This is a genomic window from Alcanivorax sp. HI0044 (assembly GCF_001634945.1).
The window spans coordinates 1-630 of record NZ_LWEZ01000404.1 but is presented as its reverse complement, the minus strand read 5'-3'; the positions used below and the strand labels follow the sequence as shown (position 1 = coordinate 630).

The following is a 630-nucleotide window of genomic DNA, read 5'->3' as shown; positions in this document are numbered from 1 at the left end:
ATCGTGCGTAACGAAAAGCGTATGCTGCAGGAATCTGTGGATGCGCTGCTGGATAACGGCGGCCGCGGCCGNGCCATCACCGGTTCCAACAAGCGTCCGCTGAAGTCCCTTGCCGACATGATCAAGGGTAAGCAGGGTCGTTTCCGTCAGAACCTGCTCGGTAAGCGTGTTGATTACTCCGGTCGTTCCGTGATCGTGGTAGGCCCGACTCTCAAGCTGCACGAGTGTGGCCTGCCCAAGAAAATGGCGCTGGAGCTGTTCAAGCCGTTCATCTTTGCCAAGCTGGAAGGTCGTGGTCTGGCGACCACCATCAAGGCGGCCAAGAAAATGGTCGAGCGCGAAACTGCCGAGGTGTGGGATATCCTCGCCGAAGTGATTCGCGAACACCCGGTGATGCTGAACCGTGCACCGACCCTTCACCGTCTCGGTATCCAGGCGTTCGAGCCGGTACTGATTGAAGGCAAGGCGATTCAGTTGCACCCGCTGGTGTGTGCGGCCTTCAACGCCGACTTCGATGGTGACCAGATGGCGGTGCACGTACCGCTGACCCTGGAAGCCCAGCTCGAAGCCCGTGCGCTGATGATGTCCACCAACAACATCCTGTCTCCGGCCAATGGTGAGCCCATCATC

General features: G+C 59.1%; 1 pseudogene. It reads left to right on the top strand.

The features are described from left to right. Positions 1–630 (top strand): annotated as a pseudogene (locus tag A3730_RS04920) (DNA-directed RNA polymerase subunit beta'); the annotation flags it as partial.